General features: G+C 57.8%; 21 protein-coding genes. 7 read left to right on the top strand and 14 right to left on the bottom strand.

Annotation, left to right across the window (positions count from 1 at the left end; all coding sequences use genetic code 11):
* Positions 1-43: 43 nt before the first annotated feature.
* Positions 44-1,330 carry a CaiB/BaiF CoA transferase family protein gene (locus ABIE49_RS13245; protein ID WP_354066813.1) on the bottom strand — a complete coding sequence of 429 codons (1,287 nt, stop codon included), beginning with the start codon at positions 1,328-1,330 and terminating at the stop codon, positions 44-46.
* Positions 1,331-1,337: 7 nt separating this feature from the next.
* Complete coding sequence (locus tag ABIE49_RS13250) at positions 1,338-2,555, bottom strand: acyl-CoA dehydrogenase (RefSeq protein WP_192737520.1); 1,218 nt, start codon at positions 2,553-2,555, stop codon at positions 1,338-1,340.
* Between the two features lie 97 nt (positions 2,556-2,652).
* On the opposite strand from ABIE49_RS13250, the gene ABIE49_RS13255 reads away from it, so the two are divergent.
* From ABIE49_RS13255 to ABIE49_RS13270, 4 genes are all read left to right on the top strand, one after another.
* On the top strand, positions 2,653-3,570 hold the full coding sequence (locus ABIE49_RS13255; RefSeq protein ID WP_192737521.1) for a LysR family transcriptional regulator: 918 nt from the start codon (positions 2,653-2,655) through the stop codon (positions 3,568-3,570).
* Positions 3,571-3,684: 114 nt separating this feature from the next.
* Positions 3,685-4,809, top strand: a complete 1,125-nt coding sequence (locus ABIE49_RS13260) for a hypothetical protein (RefSeq protein WP_192737522.1) — start codon at positions 3,685-3,687, stop codon at positions 4,807-4,809.
* A gap of 17 nt (positions 4,810-4,826) precedes the next feature.
* The gene (locus ABIE49_RS13265) at positions 4,827-5,378 is read left to right on the top strand and encodes a UGSC family (seleno)protein (protein ID WP_192737523.1); all 552 of its coding nucleotides are present in this window, start codon (positions 4,827-4,829) and stop codon (positions 5,376-5,378) included.
* Between the two features lie 156 nt (positions 5,379-5,534).
* Positions 5,535-7,199 carry a thiamine pyrophosphate-binding protein gene (locus ABIE49_RS13270; RefSeq protein ID WP_192737524.1) on the top strand — a complete coding sequence of 555 codons (1,665 nt, stop codon included), beginning with the start codon at positions 5,535-5,537 and terminating at the stop codon, positions 7,197-7,199.
* 358 nt (positions 7,200-7,557) lie between these two features.
* Here ABIE49_RS13270 and ABIE49_RS13275 read toward each other — a convergent pair whose 3' ends face one another.
* A complete protein-coding gene (locus ABIE49_RS13275) occupies positions 7,558-8,787 on the bottom strand; it encodes an ABC transporter substrate-binding protein (RefSeq protein ID WP_192737525.1) in 1,230 nt (409 codons plus the stop codon).
* 162 nt (positions 8,788-8,949) lie between these two features.
* On the bottom strand, positions 8,950-11,292 hold the full coding sequence (locus tag ABIE49_RS13280) for a molybdopterin-dependent oxidoreductase (RefSeq protein ID WP_192737526.1): 2,343 nt from the start codon (positions 11,290-11,292) through the stop codon (positions 8,950-8,952).
* Positions 11,293-11,615: 323 nt separating this feature from the next.
* Between ABIE49_RS13280 and ABIE49_RS13285 the strand changes: the two genes are divergently transcribed.
* The 3 genes from ABIE49_RS13285 (at position 11,616) to ABIE49_RS13295 (ending at position 13,564) form a co-directional block, all read left to right on the top strand.
* Positions 11,616-12,212, top strand: a complete 597-nt coding sequence (locus tag ABIE49_RS13285; RefSeq protein WP_354066814.1) for an AraC family ligand binding domain-containing protein — start codon at positions 11,616-11,618, stop codon at positions 12,210-12,212.
* Positions 12,178-12,444: a helix-turn-helix domain-containing protein gene (locus ABIE49_RS13290; RefSeq protein ID WP_354066815.1), complete on the top strand. Its 267-nt coding sequence runs from the start codon at positions 12,178-12,180 to the stop codon at positions 12,442-12,444. Before ABIE49_RS13285 ends, ABIE49_RS13290 begins: the two co-directional genes overlap by 35 nt.
* A 247-nt stretch (positions 12,445-12,691) precedes the next feature.
* Complete coding sequence (locus tag ABIE49_RS13295; protein WP_354066816.1) at positions 12,692-13,564, top strand: helix-turn-helix domain-containing protein; 873 nt, start codon at positions 12,692-12,694, stop codon at positions 13,562-13,564.
* Here the strand turns inward: ABIE49_RS13295 and ABIE49_RS13300 are convergent.
* From ABIE49_RS13300 to ABIE49_RS13345, 10 genes are read right to left on the bottom strand one after another with little or no spacing between them, the layout of a single operon-like run.
* Positions 13,549-14,277 (bottom strand): ABC transporter ATP-binding protein, encoded by a 729-nt coding sequence (locus tag ABIE49_RS13300; RefSeq protein ID WP_192737528.1) that lies wholly within the window; start codon positions 14,275-14,277, stop codon positions 13,549-13,551. The two genes, ABIE49_RS13295 and ABIE49_RS13300, sit on opposite strands and share 16 nt — an antisense overlap.
* Positions 14,261-14,986, bottom strand: coding sequence for an ABC transporter ATP-binding protein (locus ABIE49_RS13305; RefSeq protein ID WP_192737529.1), 726 nt, complete (start codon positions 14,984-14,986; stop codon positions 14,261-14,263). Before ABIE49_RS13305 ends, ABIE49_RS13300 begins: the two co-directional genes overlap by 17 nt.
* Entirely contained in the window at positions 14,983-16,014 is a 1,032-nt protein-coding gene (locus ABIE49_RS13310) for a branched-chain amino acid ABC transporter permease (RefSeq protein WP_354066817.1), read from the bottom strand. Before ABIE49_RS13310 ends, ABIE49_RS13305 begins: the two co-directional genes overlap by 4 nt.
* Positions 15,998-16,867 (bottom strand): branched-chain amino acid ABC transporter permease, encoded by an 870-nt coding sequence (locus tag ABIE49_RS13315; RefSeq protein WP_192737530.1) that lies wholly within the window; start codon positions 16,865-16,867, stop codon positions 15,998-16,000. The genes ABIE49_RS13310 and ABIE49_RS13315 overlap by 17 nt, the downstream gene beginning before the upstream one ends.
* Positions 16,867-18,096, bottom strand: coding sequence for an ABC transporter substrate-binding protein (locus ABIE49_RS13320; RefSeq protein ID WP_192737531.1), 1,230 nt, complete (start codon positions 18,094-18,096; stop codon positions 16,867-16,869). The genes ABIE49_RS13315 and ABIE49_RS13320 overlap by 1 nt, the downstream gene beginning before the upstream one ends.
* A 57-nt stretch (positions 18,097-18,153) precedes the next feature.
* Positions 18,154-18,711 (bottom strand): flavin reductase family protein, encoded by a 558-nt coding sequence (locus tag ABIE49_RS13325; RefSeq protein ID WP_354066818.1) that lies wholly within the window; start codon positions 18,709-18,711, stop codon positions 18,154-18,156.
* A 55-nt stretch (positions 18,712-18,766) separates the two neighbouring features.
* Positions 18,767-19,126 carry a VOC family protein gene (locus tag ABIE49_RS13330; protein ID WP_192737532.1) on the bottom strand — a complete coding sequence of 120 codons (360 nt, stop codon included), beginning with the start codon at positions 19,124-19,126 and terminating at the stop codon, positions 18,767-18,769.
* 25 nt (positions 19,127-19,151) lie between these two features.
* On the bottom strand, positions 19,152-21,020 hold the full coding sequence (locus tag ABIE49_RS13335) for an AMP-dependent synthetase/ligase (protein ID WP_192737533.1): 1,869 nt from the start codon (positions 21,018-21,020) through the stop codon (positions 19,152-19,154).
* Positions 21,017-21,802, bottom strand: a complete 786-nt coding sequence (locus tag ABIE49_RS13340; RefSeq protein WP_192737534.1) for an enoyl-CoA hydratase/isomerase family protein — start codon at positions 21,800-21,802, stop codon at positions 21,017-21,019. The genes ABIE49_RS13335 and ABIE49_RS13340 overlap by 4 nt, the downstream gene beginning before the upstream one ends.
* 11 nt (positions 21,803-21,813) lie before the next feature.
* Entirely contained in the window at positions 21,814-22,968 is a 1,155-nt protein-coding gene (locus ABIE49_RS13345) for an LLM class flavin-dependent oxidoreductase (RefSeq protein WP_192737535.1), read from the bottom strand.
* Positions 22,969-23,220 lie beyond the last annotated feature (252 nt).

The raw sequence follows: 23,220 nt of genomic DNA on the forward strand, positions 1-23,220 counted from the left end.
GACTGCACCTACGATCACTCCCAGCGCCGTTCTGCGCGAAATTCTAGTCCTGCTCATGCGTCCTCCTTGTTCCCTCGATGCGCCCCGCTTCTGTCGGCGGATTTAGGCGATGTTTTTTCGAAACGATCCCCTGTTCGACCAGACGGTCCAGCTCGGACTGGAGCATTTTCAATTCGCCGCGGAGAACCTCCGCGCTGTGTGCTCCCAATCGCGGGGGCGCACGCCCATATTCGATCGGTGTCCGGGAGAACTTGATGGGATTGCCGAGGATCTTCGTGGGTGAACCGTCCGGTGACAGATTCTGCTCGACCACGAGGCCGCGCGCCTCGACATGTGGATCCGCGAAGACTTCGTGCATCTCGTTGATCGGCCCGCCCGGAATGAGCTCGGCATCCAGCTTGCTCAGCAGATCGACTTTCCGGAAAGTACGGATTCTTGCGCTCAATAGCTCGATCAATTCGCTGCGGTTGTGGACGCGGTTGGAGTTCTTCTGAAATCGCGGATCATTCGCTAACTCCGGGAGCCCTAGGATCGCGGAGAAGCGCGCGAACTGGGCGTCGTTGCCGACGGCCACCACGATGTGTCCGTCGCTGGTGGCGAATGCCTGGTACGGTACGATGTTCGGATGGGCGTTGCCGTGACGGAGAGGCGCCTTTCCCGACGCCAAAAAGTTCATTCCCTGGTTCGCCAGGGTGGCTATCTGTACGTCCAACAGAGCCAGATCGATATGCTGGCCCACGCCGCTGCCACGTCGCTCGTTGAGTGCCGCCAGAATCGCGACAGTCGCGTACAAGCCGGTAAGAATATCGGCAACGGCGACACCGACCTTCATCGGCTCGCCGTCAGGGGAGCCGGTGATGCTCATCAGGCCGCCCATGGCCTGTACGAGCAGATCGTAGCCGGGCTTGTCCTTATAGGGACCGGTCTGACCGAAGCCCGAGATTGAACAATAGATGAGCGCCGGATTGATGGCGGACAGCGCGTCATAGTCGAGCCCGAGCCGCTTCAAGCCGCCGACCTTGAAGTTTTCAACGACGACGTCGCAAGACTTCGCGAGCGACGCGACGATCCCGCGGCCCTCAGAAGAACTGAAGTCTACTCCGACAGATTTCTTTCCCCGGTTGGCGGCCAGGTAGTAGGCACTGAACAGGTCGCCGTCATTGTCGCCGACGACGAAGGGCGGTCCCCAGGCGCGCGTGTCATCCCCGTCTCCCGGCCGCTCGATCTTGATCACGTCGGCGCCGAGATCGGCCAAAAGCTGGGTCGCCCACGGTCCTGCAAGGATGCGGCTGAGATCCAGAACGCGGAGGCCGGTCAGACATGCGTTCATGGCTTCCTCACGAAAAGGCTTGTATGCCGGTGATTGCTCGCCCGAGGATCAGCGCATGAACGTCATGCGTGCCCTCGTAGGTATTCACGGTTTCCAGGTTCTGCGCGTGGCGCATCACCTGAAACTCGCTTGAGATTCCGTTGCCGCCGTGCATGTCACGGGCTACGCGCGCGATATCCAGCGCCTTTCCGCAGTTGTTACGCTTCACGAGGGAGATCATCTCGGGCGCCATCTGCCCGGAATCCATCAGCCGGCCGGCCTGCAGGGAGGCCTGCAGACCCAGCGCGATCTCGGTCTGCATGTCCGCGAGTTTCTTCTGAACCAGTTGAGTCGCTGCCAGCGGCCGGCCGAACTGCTTTCGGTCGAGCACATACTGGCGCGAGCGATGGAAACAATCTTCCGCTGCGCCCATCGCGCCCCAGGAAATGCCGTAGCGCGCCCGATTCAGACAACCGAACGGACCCTTCAGCCCGGAGACGTTCGGTAGCAGCGCGCTCTCGGGAACCACGACGCCGTCCATCACGACTTCACCCGTAATGGACGCCCGCAGCGACAGCTTGCCCTTGATCTTGGGAGCGGACAGACCCTTCATTCCCTTTTCGAGTATGAACCCTCTGATCTGGTTATCGTGCGCAACCGATTTCGCCCAGATCACGAACACGTCGGCGATGGGCGCGTTTGAAATCCACATCTTGGTGCCGGTCAGACGATAACCGTCGGCCACCTTCTCGGCCCGGGTTTTCATCCCGCCGGGATCGGACCCGGCATCAGGCTCGGTCAGTCCGAAGCAGCCGATCCATTCGCCGCTTGCCAACTTCGGTAGATATCGCTTGCGCTGCGTCTCGTCGCCGTACGCGTAGATCGGATACATCACCAGCGACGACTGGACGCTGTTCATGGAGCGGTAGCCGGAATCGACACGTTCGATCTCGCGGGCTACCAGCCCATAAGAGACGTAGCCTGCGTGAGCGCAGCCGTACTCTTCAGGAAATGTCACGCCGATCAGCCCGAGTTCGCCCATCTCGCGGAAGATATCGCGGTCGGTTTTTTCTTCGAGGTAGGCGTCGGTCACACGGGGAAGCAGTCTTTCCTGCGCATATTGCCGAGCGGTATCACGGATCATCCGCTCGTCTTCAGTGAGCTGAAGTTCCAGGAGAAACGCGTCGTCCCACTTGAATTGGGCGCGAGACGTCGTCGCTCGCCCTGCCCGTTCTGTCTGACCCATGGTCGCTCCACACTGCTGCGGGGCGACGGTCTGATGAAAGGCTGGTTATATCAAGAAAATTCTGATACCATCGATAATTCCAAAAAGGATATAAATCATGACTCCCTTGGCAATGCCGGACCTAACCTCGCGCCAACTACAGACCGTGCTCGCGCTGGCAGAATACGGGAGCTTCATCGCGGCCGCCTCGCTGCTCAAGACCTCGCAGCCTGCAGTGACGCGTACGATCAAGCACGTCGAAGACGTTCTCGGTATCAAGCTGTTCGACCGCAGCACGCGCTCGGTGCAGATTACTGCGGCGGGCAAGGAATTTGTAGCGGTCGCCGCGCGGATTCAGAACGATCTGAAGATCACGCTTCGCAGCATGCGGGAACTTTCCGATCAGCGCCGGGGGCAGATCATAATCTCGAGCATCATGTCGGTCGCGAACGGAAAGCTTCCGGGGCTGGTCTCGGCCTACCGCCTTGGTCATCCGGGCATCGAACTTCACGTTCGGGACGGTGTCCACGGAACGGTAATTGAAGACGTGCGCAGCGGAGCGGCGGATTTCGGTATCACCTATCTGGACGACTTGCCCGTCCCGTTCCTCTCGGTCCGCGTCGGCAGCGAGCAGTTCACGGTCGTGCTCCCTAGAAATCACGAATTGGCCAAGAAGAAGAGCCTGTCGCTTTCGGATCTCAAAGGCGCGCCTCTCGTCTCGCTGCCCAGCGATTCAAGGACGAGGCGCGTCATCGACGGAGCCGCCTCGTCGGTGGGGCTGACCTTGAACCACGTCGTTACCGTCTCGCAGTTCGCCACGATGCTCGGCTTCGTGCGCGCCGGCATCGGTTTGGCGATCGCCCCCAAGAGCGGCGTCGCGAGTTTCCTGGGAAAAGAATTGAGTGCCGTACCAATCCGCGGACGGCCGCTTGCGCGTGATCTCGGAATCATCACGCTGAAGGAAAGAGAACCCTCCCCTGCCGCCACCGGCCTGATGTCGTTGATCAAAGGGTCGTGGGACAAAGCCGGACAATAGCCGAGGGTCGAATATATATCCCAACCGTATTAATCTCGGCTATCAGGTTTTTCTTGGCATATAAGCAATTGCTCCTAGGATGACTCCGGGTTGAAACAGCCGGAGAGCGAGCAAATGGCGACGCAGACATTGGAACAGGTTGGCGCTTCGGTGGCCATCGAGACCGTACCGACGGGCACGGACCTCATCGAACTCTATTACGACCGCGGATGGTCCGACGGACTCCCGGTCGTCCCCCCGACCCAGGAGAAAGTCGACGCGATCGTTGCGGCTTTGGGTGGCGATCCGCAGTTCGTCGAGTGCAAGGTAGCACCGCGTTGGGGCGCCCTCACCCGGGAGATCCTCGCGGTCAACATGGTGATGGCGGGATGCCGTCCCGAATATGCTCCGATCGTCCGCGCGGCGGTGCTGGCTCTGACCGATCGCGAGTTCAATCTGAACGGCGTCCAGGCGACCACCCACGTTGCCTCTCCGCTCATCATCGTGAACGGCCCTCTCGCCGCGGAAGTCGGGATGAACGGCGGCCCGAATGCATTCGGATCCGGCAATCGCGCCAACGCCACCATCGGCCGCGCCGTTCGTCTGATCATGCTCAACGTTGGCGGAGGCTGGCCCCCGGATTTCGACAAGAGCACCCTGGGCCATCCGGGCAAGTACACCTATTGCGTCGCCGAAAACGAGGCCGATAGTCCGTTCGCCCCCTATCACGTCGAGCACGGCTATCGTCCCGAGGACTCCACCGTTTTCGCAATCGCCGCGGAGGCGCCGCATAGCGTCACCGACCATCAGTGCAATGATCCGGAGGGTATCCTCGACACGATGTGCTCCGCGATGAGCACGATCGCATCCAACTCGGCGGTGTTGGGCGGGCATTGTACCGTCATTCTCGGCCTCGAACACGCCAAGGACATCGCGAAGGCCGGCTGGACCCGTTCCGACATCCGGCATTATCTCTGGATGAACTCCGGAAATGCCTTCAAGGCCATCTCTCGCGATCACCGTTACGGCAAAGTCTATAATCGCAACCTGCCGAAGTGGTTGAAGCGGGATCCCGACACCAGAATTCCGATCGTGCCGTCCGCCGACAACATCCATCTTTTCATCATGGGAGGACATGCCGGCCGGTTCTCGGCCTTCATACCCGGATGGGGCCATATGAACACTCCGGTCCTCAAGGCCATCGACCCGACGTCGGCTCCGGACGACTACGGCTGCACCGACGGCGTATGCGCGCTTTAACCAGGGAGGAAATGAACATGCTGATGAAGGTTACCGACAAGAACACGCTCTTGGTATTCGATCCGCGCGGCGTCGTGGAATCGGCCAACATTCCGATCGCGGCGCGCGTGAAGAAACTGGACGGACTGCGGCTTGCCATTCTCGACAATTCCAAGTGGAATGCGAACAAGATCCTGCGCACGTCGACGGCGGCCTTGGAAATGAACTTCAGGTTTGCCAAGGTCAACTACTACGTGAAGCACAGTTTCTCGAAGGATGCGGCTCCGGAACTCATCGCCGAGATCGCCGCAAACAACGATATCGTACTGACGGCGATCGGCGACTGCGGTTCCTGCTGTTCGTGCTGCATCCGCGATTCCGTCGCTCTCGAAAAGCTCGGCATCCCCTCAGCAGCGATCATCACCACCGAATTCGAGCGAGAGACCGAGCTGACCCGTACCGCCATCGGCATGCAGGGTCTGATTCCGATCGTCATCGACCATCCCGTGAGTTCGATCACTCAGGCCGAAGTTGAAGTGCGGGCGGCGCAAGTAGCCCTCCAGGCACCGAAGGTTTGGCTCGGCCAATAGTCGTTTCCTCCCAGACTTGGGGCCCCGCCTTGCAAAGGTCGGGGCTTTTTTTTGCCTTTCGGCGTTCGCTGCCGATCGAAACAGAACGAACATCGCCTGCAGCAAGGTCGGGGCGATGACCTTTACTTTTTTTTGCCTAATGAACCGGAGCCACCCATGAATCGCGTCACCGGCCGCTCGGCCTTCCTGGCCCTGCTGAAGGATGAGGGCATCACCCATTTGTTCGGAAATCCCGGCACGACCGAACTTCCCATCATGCACGCGCTGAAGGATCATCCGGAGCTGACCTATGTCATGGCGATGCAGGAGAGCCTGGTGGTTGCGATAGCCGACGGATTCAGCCGGGCATCCGGCCGCCTGGTCGCCTGCAACGTCCATGTCGCACCGGGTCTCGGCAACGCCATGGGGTCGCTTTACAACGCGAAGTTCACCGGTACACCGATGATTATCACTGCAGGACAGCAGGAGCAGGGCCATGGATTGATGGAGCCCCTGCTGTACGAACCGCTTGTCCGGATTGCCGAGCCGCTGGTTAAATGGGCGGTCGAGGTTACTCGGCTCGAAGACCTGCCCCGCATCGTGCGCCGGGCGGCCAAGATCGCAACCACTCCCCCCACGGGACCCGTATTCATCTCGCTTCCCGGCGACATCCTCAACGCGGAAGCCGGCATCGAGCTGGGCCACTCGACGCGGGTCGATACGCGCGTTGCGCCGTCCGCCGAAGGGCTCGAGGCGCTGGCTCGTCGGATTTTGGCAGCCGACCGCCCGGTGATCGTGGTGGGGGACGAGATCGTAAAGAGCAACGCCCTCGAAGAGGCTGCGTGCCTTGCAACGACCCTCGGATGCCCCGTCTACCAACAGACCATCGCCTACGGCGCTCATTTCCTGTCTGAGAATGCCTGCTTCATGGGGCCGTTGCCGCGGGTCCAGAGGCAGACCAGTACAATCATCGGCGCTCACGATTTGCTGATCGTGCTCGGCGCGGATCCGGTTCGGATGTCGGTTTACAGCGAAAGCGCACCTCTCCCTGAAGGGATGTCGATTGTCCAAATCGGGCTTGTCGACTTTGACCTGGCCAAGAACTTTCCGGTCGAAATTGCGCTCAAGGCCGACGTCAGGGAAACGCTGCGTGTATTGATTCCAGCTCTCGAGTCAGTTGGTAGCGCCGCATTGCGCAGCCGGGCACGAAGCGGCCTGGACGGATTGACGGCCAATAACTGGTCCTCGAAGCGTCGGGAGTTAGTCGCTCAAATCTCAGCGAAGGGCACAGAATATCCCATCGATCCGGACTGGCTTGCTCTTCAAGTCGTCGAGGCCATGCCTGAAAACGCAATCCTGGTTGACGAGGGCCTGACATCGTCTCGCTACATCTCATCTCTGCGGGCGCACCGGGACCGCTACGGCTACCATGCCCTCGCATCCGGAGGAATCGGGTGGGGACTTCCGGCGTCCATCGGTGCCAGCCTCGCCAATCCGGGGCGACCCGTCGTATGCTATGTGGGTGACGGCAGCGCCATGTATTCAATTCAATCGCTGTGGTCGGCAGCGCATCACAAGCTTCCGCTGACGGTAGTGCTGATAAACAATGGCGGCTATCGGATCATCAAGCAGCGCCTGCTCGCATTCCACGGCGACGACCACTTCGTCGGGATGGATTTCAAGGATCCGTCCGTTGATTTCACGGCGATGGCCAAGGCACTCGGCGTGGAGGCCGTGCGCGTTACCGTCGGGGACGACTTGCCGTCGATTCTTTCATCGGCCTTCAATCGGCCGGGCACCAAGCTCATCGAAGTGATGGTGGACGGAACAGTCAGATCCTAGACGCGCGGCGCGTTCTTAGTTGATCCCGCAAATAGCTTGAACGTCCGCAGCGCGTTCAGTTCAACCTGCTCACGTTGTTCGTCCCTGGATTTTCTTTGACCTCTCGGTGCACACGTCGTGCACACGCCGCCTTCTAACTATTTGAAAGAACTAAACACTCGCTCCAATCCATCATGGGGAAGTTTAAGCTAGGTCCAGCCAGCGAAAGCTAGCTAGATCAAGTTTCACACATCTCAGCGGCCGCTTTGCGCCAGAAGCGGCCGCTCACCTGTCTGACGTTATAGAACAGACCGACTGACTAAGCACGCTCGTCCTAACTCGATTCCGGGATGAAGCTTATTATTCCGTAGCGATGCTCTCATCGAGCCTCAAACGGTGGGAGCGGATACTGCAGGCCTGCGTCGGCGATGCTCCGCGGTGCAATGACGCGCGCCCTGCCCCTTTGCCCTTGAAGGATGGTCACGGCGTTGTTCATGTTTTGACCTGTTGCATCGAACTTAATCTTACCGCTGTACATGAGGATCGGCGTCATATCGGTCATCTTGAGCGCAGAGTGGATATCAGGCGAAGCCGGTGAATTTGCACGGACGACAGCATCTGCAACAATCTGCACCGCTTCGAAAGCGCATCCTGCATTGGCGTCCATCCATTGGTCAGGATAATCGGTCTCGAACCTCTTAAGTATTGCTTCGGCATCAGGAGCTTTCGGGTTACACCAAATCGTCGATAGGATCTGGCCATCACCATACTTGCCCAGCGCATCATAGTAAGCTTTGTCGGTGACGCCGTTTGAGTTTGGAGAAAAGATCAGCTTGGGGTTCCAACCTTGTTTCACGCATTCACGAATGATCATGATGGCGTCGTTGACTCGTGTCACGGACATGAGCGCTTCCGCACCGGACGCCCTCGCCTTCGCGACTTCAACGGATAAGTCTCGTGCTTTTTCGTCGTAAGAAATATACTCCGCGATCTTCAGCGAGACACCAACGTCTTTCCAAGCCTGGTCTATGCTCGCCGCCGTTGACTGACCCGCCGTATTGTTCAAGTGGACGACAGCAACACTTTTGGGCGGATTATCGATCGTCGAAATGATGGTCTTAAGCTCATTCAATGACTGTTGAACAATCGTCAATGACGTCGGATAGAAGCGGAAAACCTGAGTGAATCCTTGCGATGTGACCTGTGTGGCACTCGCTATGTGAACCACCATAGGAACCTTAGCGGCCTCGGCAGCTTGAAGGGCTGAGATGGTAGCACCTGAGTCCCACGCCCCAATAAGAACTGTGCAACCTTGCCTAATCAGGCCCTCTGCGGCCACGCGTCCCCTCTCCGGCTTACTCTGCGAATCCGCGTGAATGATCTCCATGTCCACACCGAATCGCTCTCTTGCGAACTTCGCTCCGAGGTCAATACCGCGAACGCAAGCCTGGCCCGGGAAAGCAAAAATTCCACTACTCGGCATGATGGCACCGACCTTGACCTTAGGCGGCGCGCCCATCACGCGCCGCGGCATCAGACCGGCGGCAATACCGAAACTGCCACCAAGTAACATCCGGCGCGTCAGGCCGCCCTTCTTGATTTCTTGCATAGTCCCTCTCCCTTTGCCCGATGATCCGGATTGCATTTGGTCCTCCACGTGGGCCGGTGGCCTTTTGGGATAAGTTGCGGGGCCAAGAGCCCCTCGTCTTGTGGACGAACGGATTACGAGCGAATCGAAACCGCTCAGCTGTTCGCAAGGTCAGCCCACTCGTCATTGCTTGAGCGTTTCATTATCGGGCGGCTGGTCGATGATTGGCGGTCTGTCGAACGCGGTAACTTCTGGTAGCGGACCTTCGTGGAGCTCGATGCCGACGAGGACAGTTTGTGCCGCAATGGACTGCGCGACTCGGGACGCGCCCTTGTCTAGGGTAAGGACGTTGGGGTTACCATGCTTCTCCAACGAACCCGGATGCCCCGGGTACTGGGGATCGTACCATGCGCCTGTCGCGATCATCACGACACTCGGAAAGAGATCGTCGACTACCCGCACGCCGGCGAGCGTCGCACCGCGATCGTTGAATACTCGGACGATGTCGCCGTCCTTGAATCCGCGGGCTGTTGCGTCGACGCGCGCGATCTCGATCGGCTCGCGACCCTGTATCTTCGTCTTACGACTCTCCGGTGATGCATCAAGTTGGCTGTGCAGCCGCTTCGAGGGCTGATTGGAGAGCAGGTGAAAGGGAAAGCGCCTGGCGAGTGGTGACCCGAGCCATTCCGCGGGCTCGAGCCAGGTCGGGTGTCCCGGACAATCGTCGTAACCGAAACTGTCGACGTTCTCCGAGAATATTTCAATCCGGCCCGAAGGCGTCTTCAGTCGATTGGCGACGGGATCCTCGACGTAATCGGCGAGCAGCGGGTTGTCGGACGGAGGGAGTGGGAAGTGGTAGCTCCCCTTCTCCCAAAACTCATCGAAGGGCGGCGGTCCATAGCCGCGTTCGACGGCCGTCGATCTCGCCTCATCGTACATATGCCGGAGCCATGCCATCTCGTCGCGCCCCTCGGTGTAGGCGTCTCCGATACCGAGGCGCGATGCGAGATCTGCAAAAATGTCAAAATCGTTGCGGGCTCCCCGGTACGGCTCAATGACCTTCTTCATCGCCATCCAAGCGCTTTGCTGTTCGGCTGCAAGGATGTCATTGCGCTCCATCGTCGTCGTTGCCGGAAAGACGACGTCGGCGTGCTTGGCCGCCGGATTCCACCATGGCTCGTTGACGATCACCGTGTCGAGCCGCTGCCACGACTGCACGAGCCGGTTGATATTAGCGTTGTGATGAAATGGGTTGCCGCCGGCCGAATAGAGCAGCTTAATGTCCGGGAGCTTCATCTTCATGCCGTTGAAGTCAAGCTCATCCCCGGGTCGAAGCAGTAAGTCATTGGTACGGCCCGCCGGCCCGACGGATTTGATGGCGTTGGGGCCCAGCGAAATGGTCGGACGCGGGATATCCTTAAATCGCGACGCCAGGCTCCCATTCGTCGCACCGAATCCCAGCGCAAAGCCGCAGCCGGGCCTCCCGATTTGCCCAAGCATGGCCGCCAACGTTACGGTCATCCATACGGGCTGTTCGCCATGATCCGCGCGTTGGACGGACCAGCTTGTTGCAATCAGCGTCCGCGACGAGGCCATCCGCCGTGCCAACTTGACTATGAACCTTGCATCGACCTTAGTGATGGCCGCAGCCCACTCCGGTGTTTTTGGCTGGCCGTCGGTTTCGCCGAGAAGGTAACGTTCGAACCGCTTGTATCCAACGCAGTAGCGGTCGAGGAACCTTCGGTCGAGCAGTCTCTCAACGGCCAACGTGTAGGCGATCGCCAGCATCATCGCAGTATCGGTGCCCGGGCGGATCATATGCCATTCGGCTTCTACGGCATCCGTGAGGTCGCGCTTCGACGGGCTGATATTGATGAACTTGACCCCAGCAGCACGCGCGCGCATGAAACCTGAGTTGTTTTCGTGCGTGACGGCTCCGCCGGAATCGATCTGCATGTTCTTGACGTGCGCACCGCCAAACATAACCACGAGTTCGCTGTTTTCGATGACGCTACGCCAGGACGTCACCATGTCGGGGATGTCGGCAGACCCGATCACGTGCGGCATGAGCGCTAGGGCTGCCCCGAAGCTGTGGTTGCCACGCTTGTCGACATAGCCGCCATAAAGGCCAAGAAAGCGCTTGAGGACACTCGGCGCGTGGTTGAGCCGCCCGGCGCTCGCCCATCCGTAGGACCCTCCATAGATGGCCTCGTTGCCGTGTTCGGCCTTTACTCTGCGGAATTCGTCGGCGACCAGATCCAGCGCTCTATCCCAAGAGACAGGGACGAACGGTTCGCCACCGCGATTGTGCGGACCTTTGGCACCGGGGTTGCGCAGATAGCCTTGACGCACGTAGGGCTGGTCGATCCGCAACGAACTGCGCACCATGCTCTGAAGGCCCCGGATCAAAACAGACGGTTCGCGGTCACCTTCAAACGGATGCACGTTGAGGATCGCACCCGCTTCGCCCGTCTCGACGTTGTACACGCCCCAGTGAGACGCAGTTTGCGTGAGCGTCGTTTTCATGCCGCGGTCGCCATAAATTCTGCCTTTGTGGTCGGCGGCAATGCGATGTGGGAGCGAGAGAGTGACACCGAACGACAACTCCGAACAACACGCTCACTCGAAACGATCGCCTTGAACAAAACCTCCCGCACCTTTGCGCAAGTTCCGCTTAGGATCTTCGTCGACAACAAACCACCATTCGGAATGTGGCGGCACGTTCGAGAGTTGGCGGCAATTTCGATCATAGTTTCATTCGGAAATGCATTGTGTGCCGGCACCGGACGGAGTTATGATCTGCTCAGCATTAGCCCCCAGCTGTTGTCTTCTGTGCTTTGAAGGTACGCGTGGGCTACCCGTTTCACCCGTTTAAATCGGTCAAACTTCATCTAAAAGCGGACAATCGCATAATGATGTTTCTCAGTTCAGCCTCTGAAGCACCATTGGTATCGATTGTCCGCGAGGGCAAGCAGGTGGACGGGCCCATTCATCAGCATCTCGAAGGCCAGCTTATTTATCCGCAGCTTGGCGTCCTGATTCTGGAACTGGACAATAAGGTTATCCGTCTGGCGCCCGACCGGGCTGCGTGGATCCCAAGCAACGTACTGCACTCTGTCATTCTCAATCAGACATATCGGTATCACAGCGTCTACGTCGATCCCGCCTTCTTCCACGGCCCTTCTGCGCAGATTCTCCAAGTGCGGCCATTATTCAGAGAGCTCATTCTTGACGCCGAGTCATGGTTTCGGGATCCAGACCGTCGAGCCGCAGACCGAGACAGAGCAAAAATATTAATGGATGAGATGCAGCACGCTGTGCATCTGAACCGAGCCGTAGAAATACCCAGGAGAACGCCGCCTAAATCCAATCTGCCGCGCTATAGAAGCGAACCCCGCCGACAAACGTTCCTTGACAACCTGGTCACGGGTCGTAGGTGCCAGTGAGAAGACAATACAGCGCCTTTTTCATATACATACCGGCCTCTCATTCCAGCAATGGCGTCATTACGTTCGCATGGCACGATCGCTCGAACTACAGCATCGTGGAAGCCGTCTCCTCGATATTGCGATCGAGGTCGGATATGCCAACGAAAGCGCCTTTGCTCAAGCATACAAGAAGTTTTATGGTCACCCGCCCAGTAGGGACAAGCGACAGGAGCACGCCCTCTCCAAGTAACGCGTGAGCTGGTGGCTGGCCACACGAGGGGTTCTTGTTCGGGTGGATTGTAATCGGGCACGAGTCCTGGAGCGCGGCTGCCCGCATCAGGGGCCGCAGGGCAACGCGTCTCCCCGTCGTTTTTCGTGGCCGCAGCTACCCTAGGCCGCTATGCTGTGCAATGGGGACGGTTCCTGTGAGCTAGGTGACCCTCGCCTGGGCCAATGGTGGTAGTTTGACGTCGTTTTGACGCATGCGAGCGAAAGCAATGCAGACATTCATCGTTGACGACGATTATCCTCTACCAAGGATGAAAATCCCGGATCTGCAGATCAATTACACTCCCATTGATCCGGATCACTTCGATCGCCCTGTCGTCTCCCTATGCCTCGAGGCTGGCCAGAACGACGATGAACTTCCGCTTCATTCCCATCAAAAGGGCCAGCTTGTAGTCGCTTCCCGAGGATCGGTCATGTGCCGCACTACGGGAGGACTCTGGATCGTGCCGCCTCAAGGCGCGGTTTGGATTCCAGCAGGCGTACTACACAGCAACTGTGTCGCTGATTTCGGCAGGATTTACGTCGTCTTCATCGATCCATCCGCAACTAAGCTTCCGAACTTTTGCTGCACCTTTACGATATCGCCTCTCGTTCGAGAGTTAATACATAGGCTTGCCGTATTTCCCCCGCTCTATCCGATGGAAGGGCCAACTAGCAGACTTGGCTGTGTTCTCCTTGACGAACTGGTCCAAATGTCGACCGAACAGATGTATCTGCCAATCTCGGCGGATATCCGACTTCAGCAGTTAGCAGCTTCGCTTTTGCGCGAGCCAGGAGACCGCAGCACCGTCGAAGACTGGGCCGCTCGATACGCAATGAGCGAACGCACTCTTGCACGGTTGCTTTTCAAAGAAACCGGCATGACCTTCGGGCGTTGGCGCCAGCGACTTCACATTCTGGTCGCTTTGCAGCGCCTATCTGCGGGAGCCTCTGTCCAAACCGTGTCGCTGGATTTAGGATACGAGTCACCGAGCGCTTTCATCACGATGTTCAAGAAGACGATGGGCACAAGCCCGAGACGCTTTCTCGCGGAACGGTCCAGAATGGCTGGACCGCAACCCTTCGACTACAGTCCCAAGTAGGCGCGTCGGACTTCGTCGTTAGAGAGCAGATCCTTTCCCGTTCCATCGAGGACGACGGCTCCGTTTTCGAGTACATAGCCCCGATCGCCAATTGAGAGCGAGCTGGCTACATTCTGTTCGACCAACAAAATCGTTATTTTCTGACTGTGAAGCGCCTTGACGACGTTGAACATCACACCGGTCAATACGGGCGAAAGTCCGATTGATGGCTCGTCCAGCATTATCATTTCTGGCTCGGACATCATTGCCCTGCCTATCGCGACCATTTGCTGTTCGCCGCCCGATAAAGTTCCCGCAGACTGACGACGCCGCTCATCCAACTTTGGAAACAGCTCATAAACGCGCCGCAGATTGACATCTCGCCGACCGCGGGCTCGCTTTAGGGATCCGCCAATCAGCAAATTTTCCTCCACGGTGAGTGAAGGAAAGAGCTCCCGGCCTTCCGCGACCTGGGCTATACCGAGTTCGCAGATTTCCCAAGGCGACATCCCCGTGATGTCCCTGCCGCACCAACGGATTCGTCCACTCGATGGACGTACAATGCCGGCGATCGTTCTGATCAGAGAAGTCTTGCCGGCGCCATTGGCGCCAATGACACAGATAAGCTCTTCCGCCTGGACAGCGAGCGACACGCCATTGAGGGCTACCGATCCGGCGTAACTCACGCTCAAGCGGTCTAGGATTAGTACTGGATCTTTAGCCACCGAACCCATCTCCGAGGTATCCAGCGAGAACTTCCGGGTGCTTGACGATGTATTCTGGAGTTCCTTCGGCAATCTTTGCACCGTGGTGCAGAACAACTACGTTCTCGGCGGCTTCCATCACGATTCGCATCACGTGTTCGACGAGCAAGATTGTCAGGCCTCGTTCCACGAGACGCCGCAGAACACGAACCACGGACGCAGCCTCAGTCGGACGGAGCCCGGCCATCACCTCGTCGAGCAGCAGCAAGCGAGGTCGCGTCGAGAGCGCCTTCGCCGTTTCCAACATTTTTCGATCGGGCAGCGTCAATTGACTGATCGACGATTTTGCCTTACCGGCAAGACCTACGGTCTCCAGCGAGTCGAACGCGGTCTCTCTTGCTTCCGCGACTTTCCTGGTCCAACTAAAGGCCCCCACCATCGCGTTCTCAAGAACGGTCATATCGCGCATTGGCCGAACGATCTGAAACGTGCGTCCAATTCCGAGACGACAAATCGCTTCGGCTGGGCGACCGGAGATCAAACCACCTTCAAAGCGAATTGTACCGGCCGTCGGCTGAAGGGCTCCAGATATAAGGTTGAAGCACGTTGTCTTGCCAGCTCCATTTGGTCCGACAAGTGCAGTGACTCCGCGGCTTCTCAAGTTGAAGCTTACATTGTCGACCGCAAGTAACCCGCCAAAACGCTTCGAAATATTGGTAACTTCGAGAAGGCTAGTCATGGTTTGACTTCCTTCGCCTGAACAGCATGGCTCCGCGACGAGCCGCGTAACGACCTAAAGAAACTGAATAGCGGCGGCCAAATACCATCCGGCATGAACCAGACAACTGCGATGAGAACGACACCGTAGGCAACGTTGTTCAATCCTGGCACACCGATCATATCGCTAAGAGAACTCATCAAATGGTCCATCGGAATTATGATCAGAGCTCCCAGCAACGGTCCGAAGGCAGTTCCCAATCCACCGACGATAGGCCCTATCAAGACGTCGACTGAGATACCCATGCCCATTATCGAATCGGGGAAAATCGATCCCTGGACCAAGGCAAGTAAGCCACCGCCGATGGCCGCCCAAGCCCCCGATATGGATACGACCAACACCTTGTGAAGGAACGTCCTCACCCCAAGCGCTCTTGAGGCATCTTCGTCGTCACGCATCGCTCTCCAAACATACCCCAAGAACGATCTTCGTATGAGTGCAGTTACCCCTACTCCGGCAGCGACCGCTGCGAGCGAGACGAAATAGTAGAATTTGGCGTTGCCCCGTAGCATCAAAAGTGAGTTTTCTCCCGATTGGGCGGGGAAGAAGAGACCTTGCATTCCACCTACAAACTCCCACCCGCTGAACAAAACTCGAGCAAATTCAGCAGCAGCAATCGTCAACAAGCCGAAATAGATTCCACGCACCTCGAACCGGAAGCTGAGCCATGCCAAGGCAGCTCCGACTGCCCCCGCGATAAGTGACCCGACAACCAGACCAATCCAGGGGCTGAGGCCGTACCTGATGTTCAGCACCGCGACAGAATAGGCTCCGATACCAACGAATAGGGCGTGACCTATGGAAAGCTGGCCGCCCAGACCCAACATGAGACTCCATGATTGCCCTATAAACGCAAACAGGAACACGATCGTCAGCAATGAGATCAGGTAGGGGTTGAATACTGTCCCGAGCAACGCGACGACAAGAAATACGAAGACGCTTCCCACAAGCTGGGCAAGGTCGCGATTGGGTTCAAGTTTCTTTGGCACCGAAGAATCCCCTCGGACGCAGAATGAGCACCAAAATCAGCAGGCCATAGGAAAAGGCCGTCTTCATGGAGGGGGCAATCAAGAGCGCCGCAACCGCTTCAGTCACACCAATCGTTAATCCCCCGATCAGCGCTCCGACGAAACTCCCAAGTCCTCCGACGATGACCGTTACGAAAGCCAACAACGTGAAATCGACGGCAAGATATGGTTGCGCATCGAACAAGGGCGAAATCAACGCACCGGAAAATCCGGCACAGGCAGTGCCAATTCCGAACGTGATTGCGTAGATCTGCGGAATTGGGATACCGACTATCAGACCACCCAGGCGGTTGTCGGCCGCAGCTCGGATGAATCGTCCGAAAGAGGAGTACTTCAGAAAGGCAGCCAGAGCCAGGATAAGGACAGTGGTGGCGCCGGCGGCCTGTAAACGCGCCAGGTCGACTCGAATGCTGCCGAAGGTGATGGTTTGGAACGACAACTGCGATACGGACGGCCTTGGATCAGGGCCGAATGAAATAAGTTGCACGCCCATAAACAGCAGCGACAGACCGATAAATACGATGAATTGCACGTGATGCGGCCTGGTAACGAACCGTTTGACGATCACGGTTTCCAAGCAATATCCCAACGCGAACATCAGGGCGCCCGCGATCAGGGCCGCTACGATGGTGGGCATACCCCACCACAATCCCGTGAAGTATCCGATGTAAAGACCAAATACGACCATAGCTCCATGCGCGAAATTGACCACGCGAATGACGCCGAAGATGATGGTAAGTCCCAACGCAATCAGCCCGTAGACCAACCCCATCAGGACGCCGCTCAAGACGACATTTGTCCAAAGCAATGCCATCAGCGAGCCTCGAATGGCTGGACAGGATACTGAATGCTTGCCTCGGCGATGTCGCGCGGTGCAATAACTCGTGGCTTCCCCTTTTGCGCCTGCAGCATCGTGATGGCACTGTTGATGTTCTGACCGGTCTCGTCGAACTTGATCTTGCCGCTGTTCATGAGAACTGGCGCCATGTCGGTCTTTTTGAGCGCGGCATGGATGTCCGCCGAAGCCGACGAATTTGCACGGACTACGGCATCGGCGACAATCTGTACTGCTTCAAATGCACAACCGGAATTAGCATCCAGCCACTGATTGGGGTAATCCGTCTCAAATCTCTTGATAATCGCGCCAGCGTCCGGCGCTTTCGGATTGTAGTACATGGTCGACGCCAACGCGCCGTCAGCATATTTACCCAACGCCTCGTAGTACGCCTTGTCCTGAACGCCGTTTCCATTGGGCGTAAAAATGATCTTGGGATTCCATCCCTGCTTTACGCATTCGCGGGTCACCATGATGGCGTCATTGACACGCGTGACGCTGATCAATGAGTCTGCGCCGGACGCTTTTGCCTTCGCGACCTCAACGGACAGATCGCGCGCTTTTTCGTCGTAGGGGATGTATTCGATAATTCTTACAGGGATGTTGGACTCTTTCCAGGCTTGATCGATGCTCGCCGCCGTGGACTGACCCATCGTGTTGTTCAAGTGCAGCACCGCGGCACTTTGCGGTGGATTATCAATCCCCGCGAGCATGGCCTTGAACTCAACGAGCGACTTTCGGACAACTGTCAACGAGGTCGGGTAGAACCGGAAAACCTGGGTAAATCCCTGGGACGTCACCTGCGTAGCGGTTGCGATGTGGACCACCATGGGCACTTTTGCCGCCTCGGCGGCCTGCAGCGCGGAGATCGTTGCTCCCGAATCCCACGCTCCTATAAGCACTGTGCAACCCTGCCTGATCAGACTATCCGCAGCGATACGACCGTTTTCCGGTTTGCTTTGGGTGTCGGCGTGAACGACCTCCAATTCGACTCCGAACCGTTCCTTGGCAAATCTGGCTCCAAGATCGATGCCACGAACGCAGGACTGCCCGGGAAACGCCAGGACGCCGCTACTCGGCATGATCGAACCGACCTTGACCGTGCGTGAGGCAGCGGCTGCCCGCCACGGCACCAAGCCGGCAGCCACGGCAAGGCTGCCACCCAGAACGGTTCGCCGTGTCAAACCCCTACCGATGATGTCCCGCATCTCTGTTCTTCCCCCGTTATATGTGCCTGTAAGACGTACGCTTGCTCCGAAGCAGACTCAGCAGCCTATTTCGGGAAGGACTTGTGGAACCGCGAATTTGCCGTGTCGGTAGATGAGGCCTTCGTAATTGTCCTGGTGCACCTCGCCCAGCACCGCTCCGAAGAACACCGTGTGGGTTGCCACCGGATGCATGCCAATGACCTGGCAATCGAAACTGCACAGCGAACCGATCAGGATTGGCGAGCCAGATACCAGTTCCGTCCACCTGCCATCACTGAAACGTACGTCCCCTTTGCTTCCATCCATTCCCGCAAATTTTTTCGCGAGGTCTACATGACTGACGGTCAACACGTTCCAACCGAAGCACCTGGTCTTCACGATGGTGTCGTGAGCGCCAGCCGATTTGTTTACACAGATCATGACGGTCGAAGGGTCGACACAAAGTGACGATGCGGCGGTGACGGTTAGGCCATGCCGCTCCGGAGCGCGGCCGGATGTTACGATGGACACGCTCCCGCTAACGTTTCTAAGCGCCGTCTTGAAGGAGACACCATCGATTAGGTGACCACCATCGAGACCCTCGGTCGGATCCGCTGACATCAACTCGTTCATCATGCTCCGCTCCGCAAGATCGCTTCGAGATTTATGCAAGAGTGCTGTCGGCATCATGCTATCCATTCGGTTTCGTCGCTGCTTCGAAGAGCTGGATAACGTTGTTATCCGGGTCGCAAATTTGCGCTACTCGTCCATGACTACCCATGTCCCGAGCCGGAGCGACGATCGTGGCGCCTGCTGCGATAGCTCGGTCGAGGACCGGTTCCAGCTTGTCGACCTCAAAGACCACGACCGCATTTGAAGACGCAGCCGCCGCAGATTCTTCAATTCCCGAAACGCAGAAGGCGGCCCCTTCTGTACGAAACTGGATCCAACGTTCACCGTCCGCGAAACGGATGGAGAGACCTGCCTTCTCGTAGAACTCCGCAAGTCTCGCCGGCTGACTAGCGGTGAGATAGACGTGCTTTACTTTCATCGTGCACTGACCTTTCCGCCCCTGATTAACCGACCTGCGCCTTGATCAACTTCTCCTCGGATTCGTCGTAGAGCGTGTCTATGAGCGATTGATATCGCTCCATGAGCTGCCTGCGCCGCTTCTTTCGCGTCGGTGTCATGACGCCGTTTTCCGGAGAGAGCTCTTCAGGGAGGATGCGAAATGCCTTGATCTGCTCGGCGCGAGCCAGGCGATTGTTGGCCTTGGCGACCTCTCCCTCGATCATTCGCACTACGATCTCTGACTTGGCGAGATCCGCGTACTGCTTGATATCGTTGTCCCGCGATTTAGCCCAATCCATTGTCGCAGTGGCATCGACTTCGATAAGAGCGGTCAGGTATTTCTTGCCCTCTCCGATAACCGCTGCTTCGGAGATGTAGGGGCTTTGTCGGATCTCATTCTCGATTTGAGTCGGGCTCACCGTCTTTCCGCCGGACGTGTTGATGATTTCCTTCTTCCGATCGACCAGCTTGAAATTTCCGTCCGCTCCGATCTCGGCGATGTCGCCCGTGTACAGCCATCCGTCCCGCAGAGTTGATTTCGTTTCCTCGGGCTTGTTCCAGTATCCGGTGAACAGGCCCGGTCCGCGAACAATCAACTCGCCGTCTTCGAGTATTGCGGTTTCCCAAGCCGAATCCTGAACGGGAATGCCCACGTTGCCGGCTTTCGGCCAGTCTACCATCTGGACGAGATTGCCTCCCACCATTTCGGTTTGGCCGTAGCATTCCTTAAGATTAAGGCCCCATAGCTGCCAAAGTGTCATGACTTCAGAGGGCATCGGAGCAGATGAAGTGTAGGCGATCTTCAATTCGTCAAAGCCGACCTCCGCCAACAGCGGGCGGAAGATGTGCCTGCTGCACGCGAGAAAGAGATCACTCAAATACGGGTCCGGCGCCCTATCCGCCTGGCGATCGTCGAGTGCCTTGCGGGCGATTCGCATCGCCAGTTGATAGTCTTTCCTTCTTTTGACGCTTGCCGAATTGACCATGCTGAGTATCTGGGTCGCGAACCTCTGGTAGAACCTAGGGGGAGCCATGTAGTACGTTGGCTTCACTTCCTTGATTGTCTGTGCGAACGCGGCGGTCGTTTCACCGAAGTGAGGAACCACGCCGGACAGTAGCGGCAACGTGGTTGCCTGGGCTCGAGCAACCGTGTGAGACATCGGCAGGTGAACGACAAGCCGTTGCGTCTCTGACCGCATGATCGGGCAGAAAGTCGTCGCTACATGAGCGCCAGCAAGCAATGAGAGGTGCGACAGCATTGCCCCCTTCGGGAAGCCTGTCGTACCGGACGTGTAACCTATGCTGGCCAGTTCGTCTGCTCTGGCGAGCGAGACCTGATCGCGAAGGAACGTGTCGCAATCGAGCAAAATGGGTTCGAGAAATTTGGCAAGCGAAAGAACATTCTTAGCTCCAGGTTCCCCGTCCCACGACGGATCCATTACGACGATCTTCCGAAGCGCCGCGGCGCCGCCCGCCGAAAGCATTGTTCGTAGTTGGACCGCATCTCCTGCGAAGGCGAATCTGGCTCCGGAATCGTCGAGGTAATAATCAACTTCCTCGACGGACGACGTGAAATAGACGCCTACGGTAACCGCGCCGGCGCACATGGTGGCCATGTCGGCAAGCAACCATTCCTGGGACGCGTCTCCCATGATGGCGACACGGTCACCACGCTCGAGTCCGGCCTTCTGAAGGGCACATGCCAATCGGCATACCTTTGTCGCATAATCCTGCCACGACACCGAGATCCATTCGCCGGCGCGCTTCTGGCGATACGCGACGGCCTTGGGCCGTTCGGTAAGTCGTGCTTGCAGAAGCTGCGGAAGCGTTACCGAGGCAAGCTGCGCGCCCGAGGTGATGGACGCTACGTTCATTTTTGCCGCTCCGCGAAACGCTTACGCTTCTCCGCAAAGGCCGCCACCGCCTCGCGACGCTCGGGCGTTGCGAATGTCAGGGTTTCCAGCGCACCGGATGTATCGAGCAGGAGATGCGTAAACTCCTTGACGATTTTGTTTACCGAATACTTGGTCCAATTGATCGCGTCTCGCGGTCCGCTGGCCAACATTTCTGCGTATTCGATGGCGACCTCACGGACGTCGCGATCTGATACGACCTCGTTGATCATGCCCATCGAGGCAGCCTGCTCGGCGGACACAAAGGCGCCGGTCATGAGGTAATGCTTGGCGCGAGCCGGACCGATCAGAAGTGGCCAAATAACCGCCCCGCCGTCACCCGCCACAACGCCGGCCGTGACATGGGTATCGGCAAATCGGGCAGTTGAATGTGCAAAAATGACGTCGCACATCAGAGCAAGCGTCGCACCAAGACCAACAGCTACACCGTTAACAGCGGCGATGATTGGAACTTCTACCTCGAGTATGTTCCGGACGAGGTGACGTCCACCGCGGGTCGCCGACGGAATTGTCCCCTTGTCGAGGGTTTTTTGATCACCTCCCGAGCAGAAGCCACGACCGGCCCCCGTCAACACGATCGCCCGGACCGATTTATCCTTGTCGAGATCAACCCACACCTGCTCCAGCTCATCGTGCATATCCCAATTGACGGCATTCAGGATTTCGGGGCGATTCATCGTGACAACAGCGACCCCGCTTGGACGCTTCTCGACGAGGAGAAATTTGTAGTTCGCTTGCGACATGTTCTTGTTCCTTATCGTATTGCCTTCAACGGCTCTGACTTCTGCGGGCGCATCGCCCGAATAGTCTCGAGAATGTCCTCGGTAGGACGAACAACGTTGTTCTTGTCGTTGAAATGAGGGATGACGTAGCGTCCGACCATGTCGATGGCCTCCATGATCTTTTCGTGCGGCACCGAGTCGAGGTGCAGCAGGACCTCATCCACGCCGAGCGCCTGGTATTGCTCGATTTGTCTGATCACGGTCTCCGGACTGCCGCAGACCGTGGTGGCGGAATGATTTAGGAGATAGTCCCAGTCCCGCCCTGCCCGCTCCATGGATGGAATGCTCTCGCTCATGTATGCATAGTCGTCGGCGAGCTTAGCCAGGCGCGGGTACGCGTCGGTCGAGATGCGGGCGTAGTGCATCAACGGTTCGGCGAAATCGTCCTTTGCCTTCTGATCCGTGGGGCCGATTCCAAAAAACAGCGGGATACCCTTTCGTGGGCGGTCGAGCGGGCCAAGCTCGTCCCGCTTCCATGCTTTGTGGTAGGCATCGAACAGCTTCTTTTGTGCTTCCCACCCCTGGTAGATGCAGCTGCTCATTACGGCCAGGCCTTCTGAGCCCGCCCAACTGTGGCTACGCTCACTGGTGGCAGCGATACCGATCACGGGATGCGGCTTCTGGAGTGGCTTCGGCACCAGCATACGCGGCGGCACCTGGTAGTACTTACCTTCAAACGTAAAGATGTCCTCGCGCATTGACTTGCGAAGCAATGCGATCCCCTCTTCCATCTGGGCAAGAGTTTCTGAGGGATCGACGTTGAACGCCCGCATCGCAATGGTCGTATTGGCGCGACCGCCGTAGAATTCCATCCGGCCATTCGAAAGAATGTCGGTGACCGCCAAGCGCTCCGCGTTGCGCAGGGCATGGTTGATGCGTTGGGGCATGAGGGTGACGGCCGAGCGCAGCTTGACGCGCGAAGTGACCGCAGCGAGATAGCCGAACACTACTTCAGGAGCTGAACTGGAAATACCGCCGAGGGCGACGTGCTGCTCCGAGAGTGCGATGGAATCGAAGCCCATCTGTTCGGCGAGACGAGCCTCATCTACGAGTTCGTGAAGCCTGCGAGCATAGCTGTGCCCGACCTGGGTTTCCTGCTCCGACCAGAACCCAAATTTGAGTGCCATTCTAACTTCCTTCCGGTGTTCGTGACGAAGACACAATGCTGCAGACCGGACGATATTTTCCCCTGAATACGGTTCGCTCCCGCCCCACTTTCCGAATTTTATGCTGTCTGGTGAATGGAAACGCGCCCAGCGGACTTGCTGGCGGCTACGACTGGTCTGGAAGTCGATCTTTATTTCTGAATAAGCGTTGGGTATCGGCGAACGTTGAACGCGCGCGACGACGATGCTCCGTCCCAGGCGAGGGTTCGGCGC

Origin of the sequence: Bradyrhizobium sp. OAE829 (assembly GCF_040546575.1) — a bacterium.
Lineage (GTDB): Bacteria > Pseudomonadota > Alphaproteobacteria > Rhizobiales > Xanthobacteraceae > Bradyrhizobium.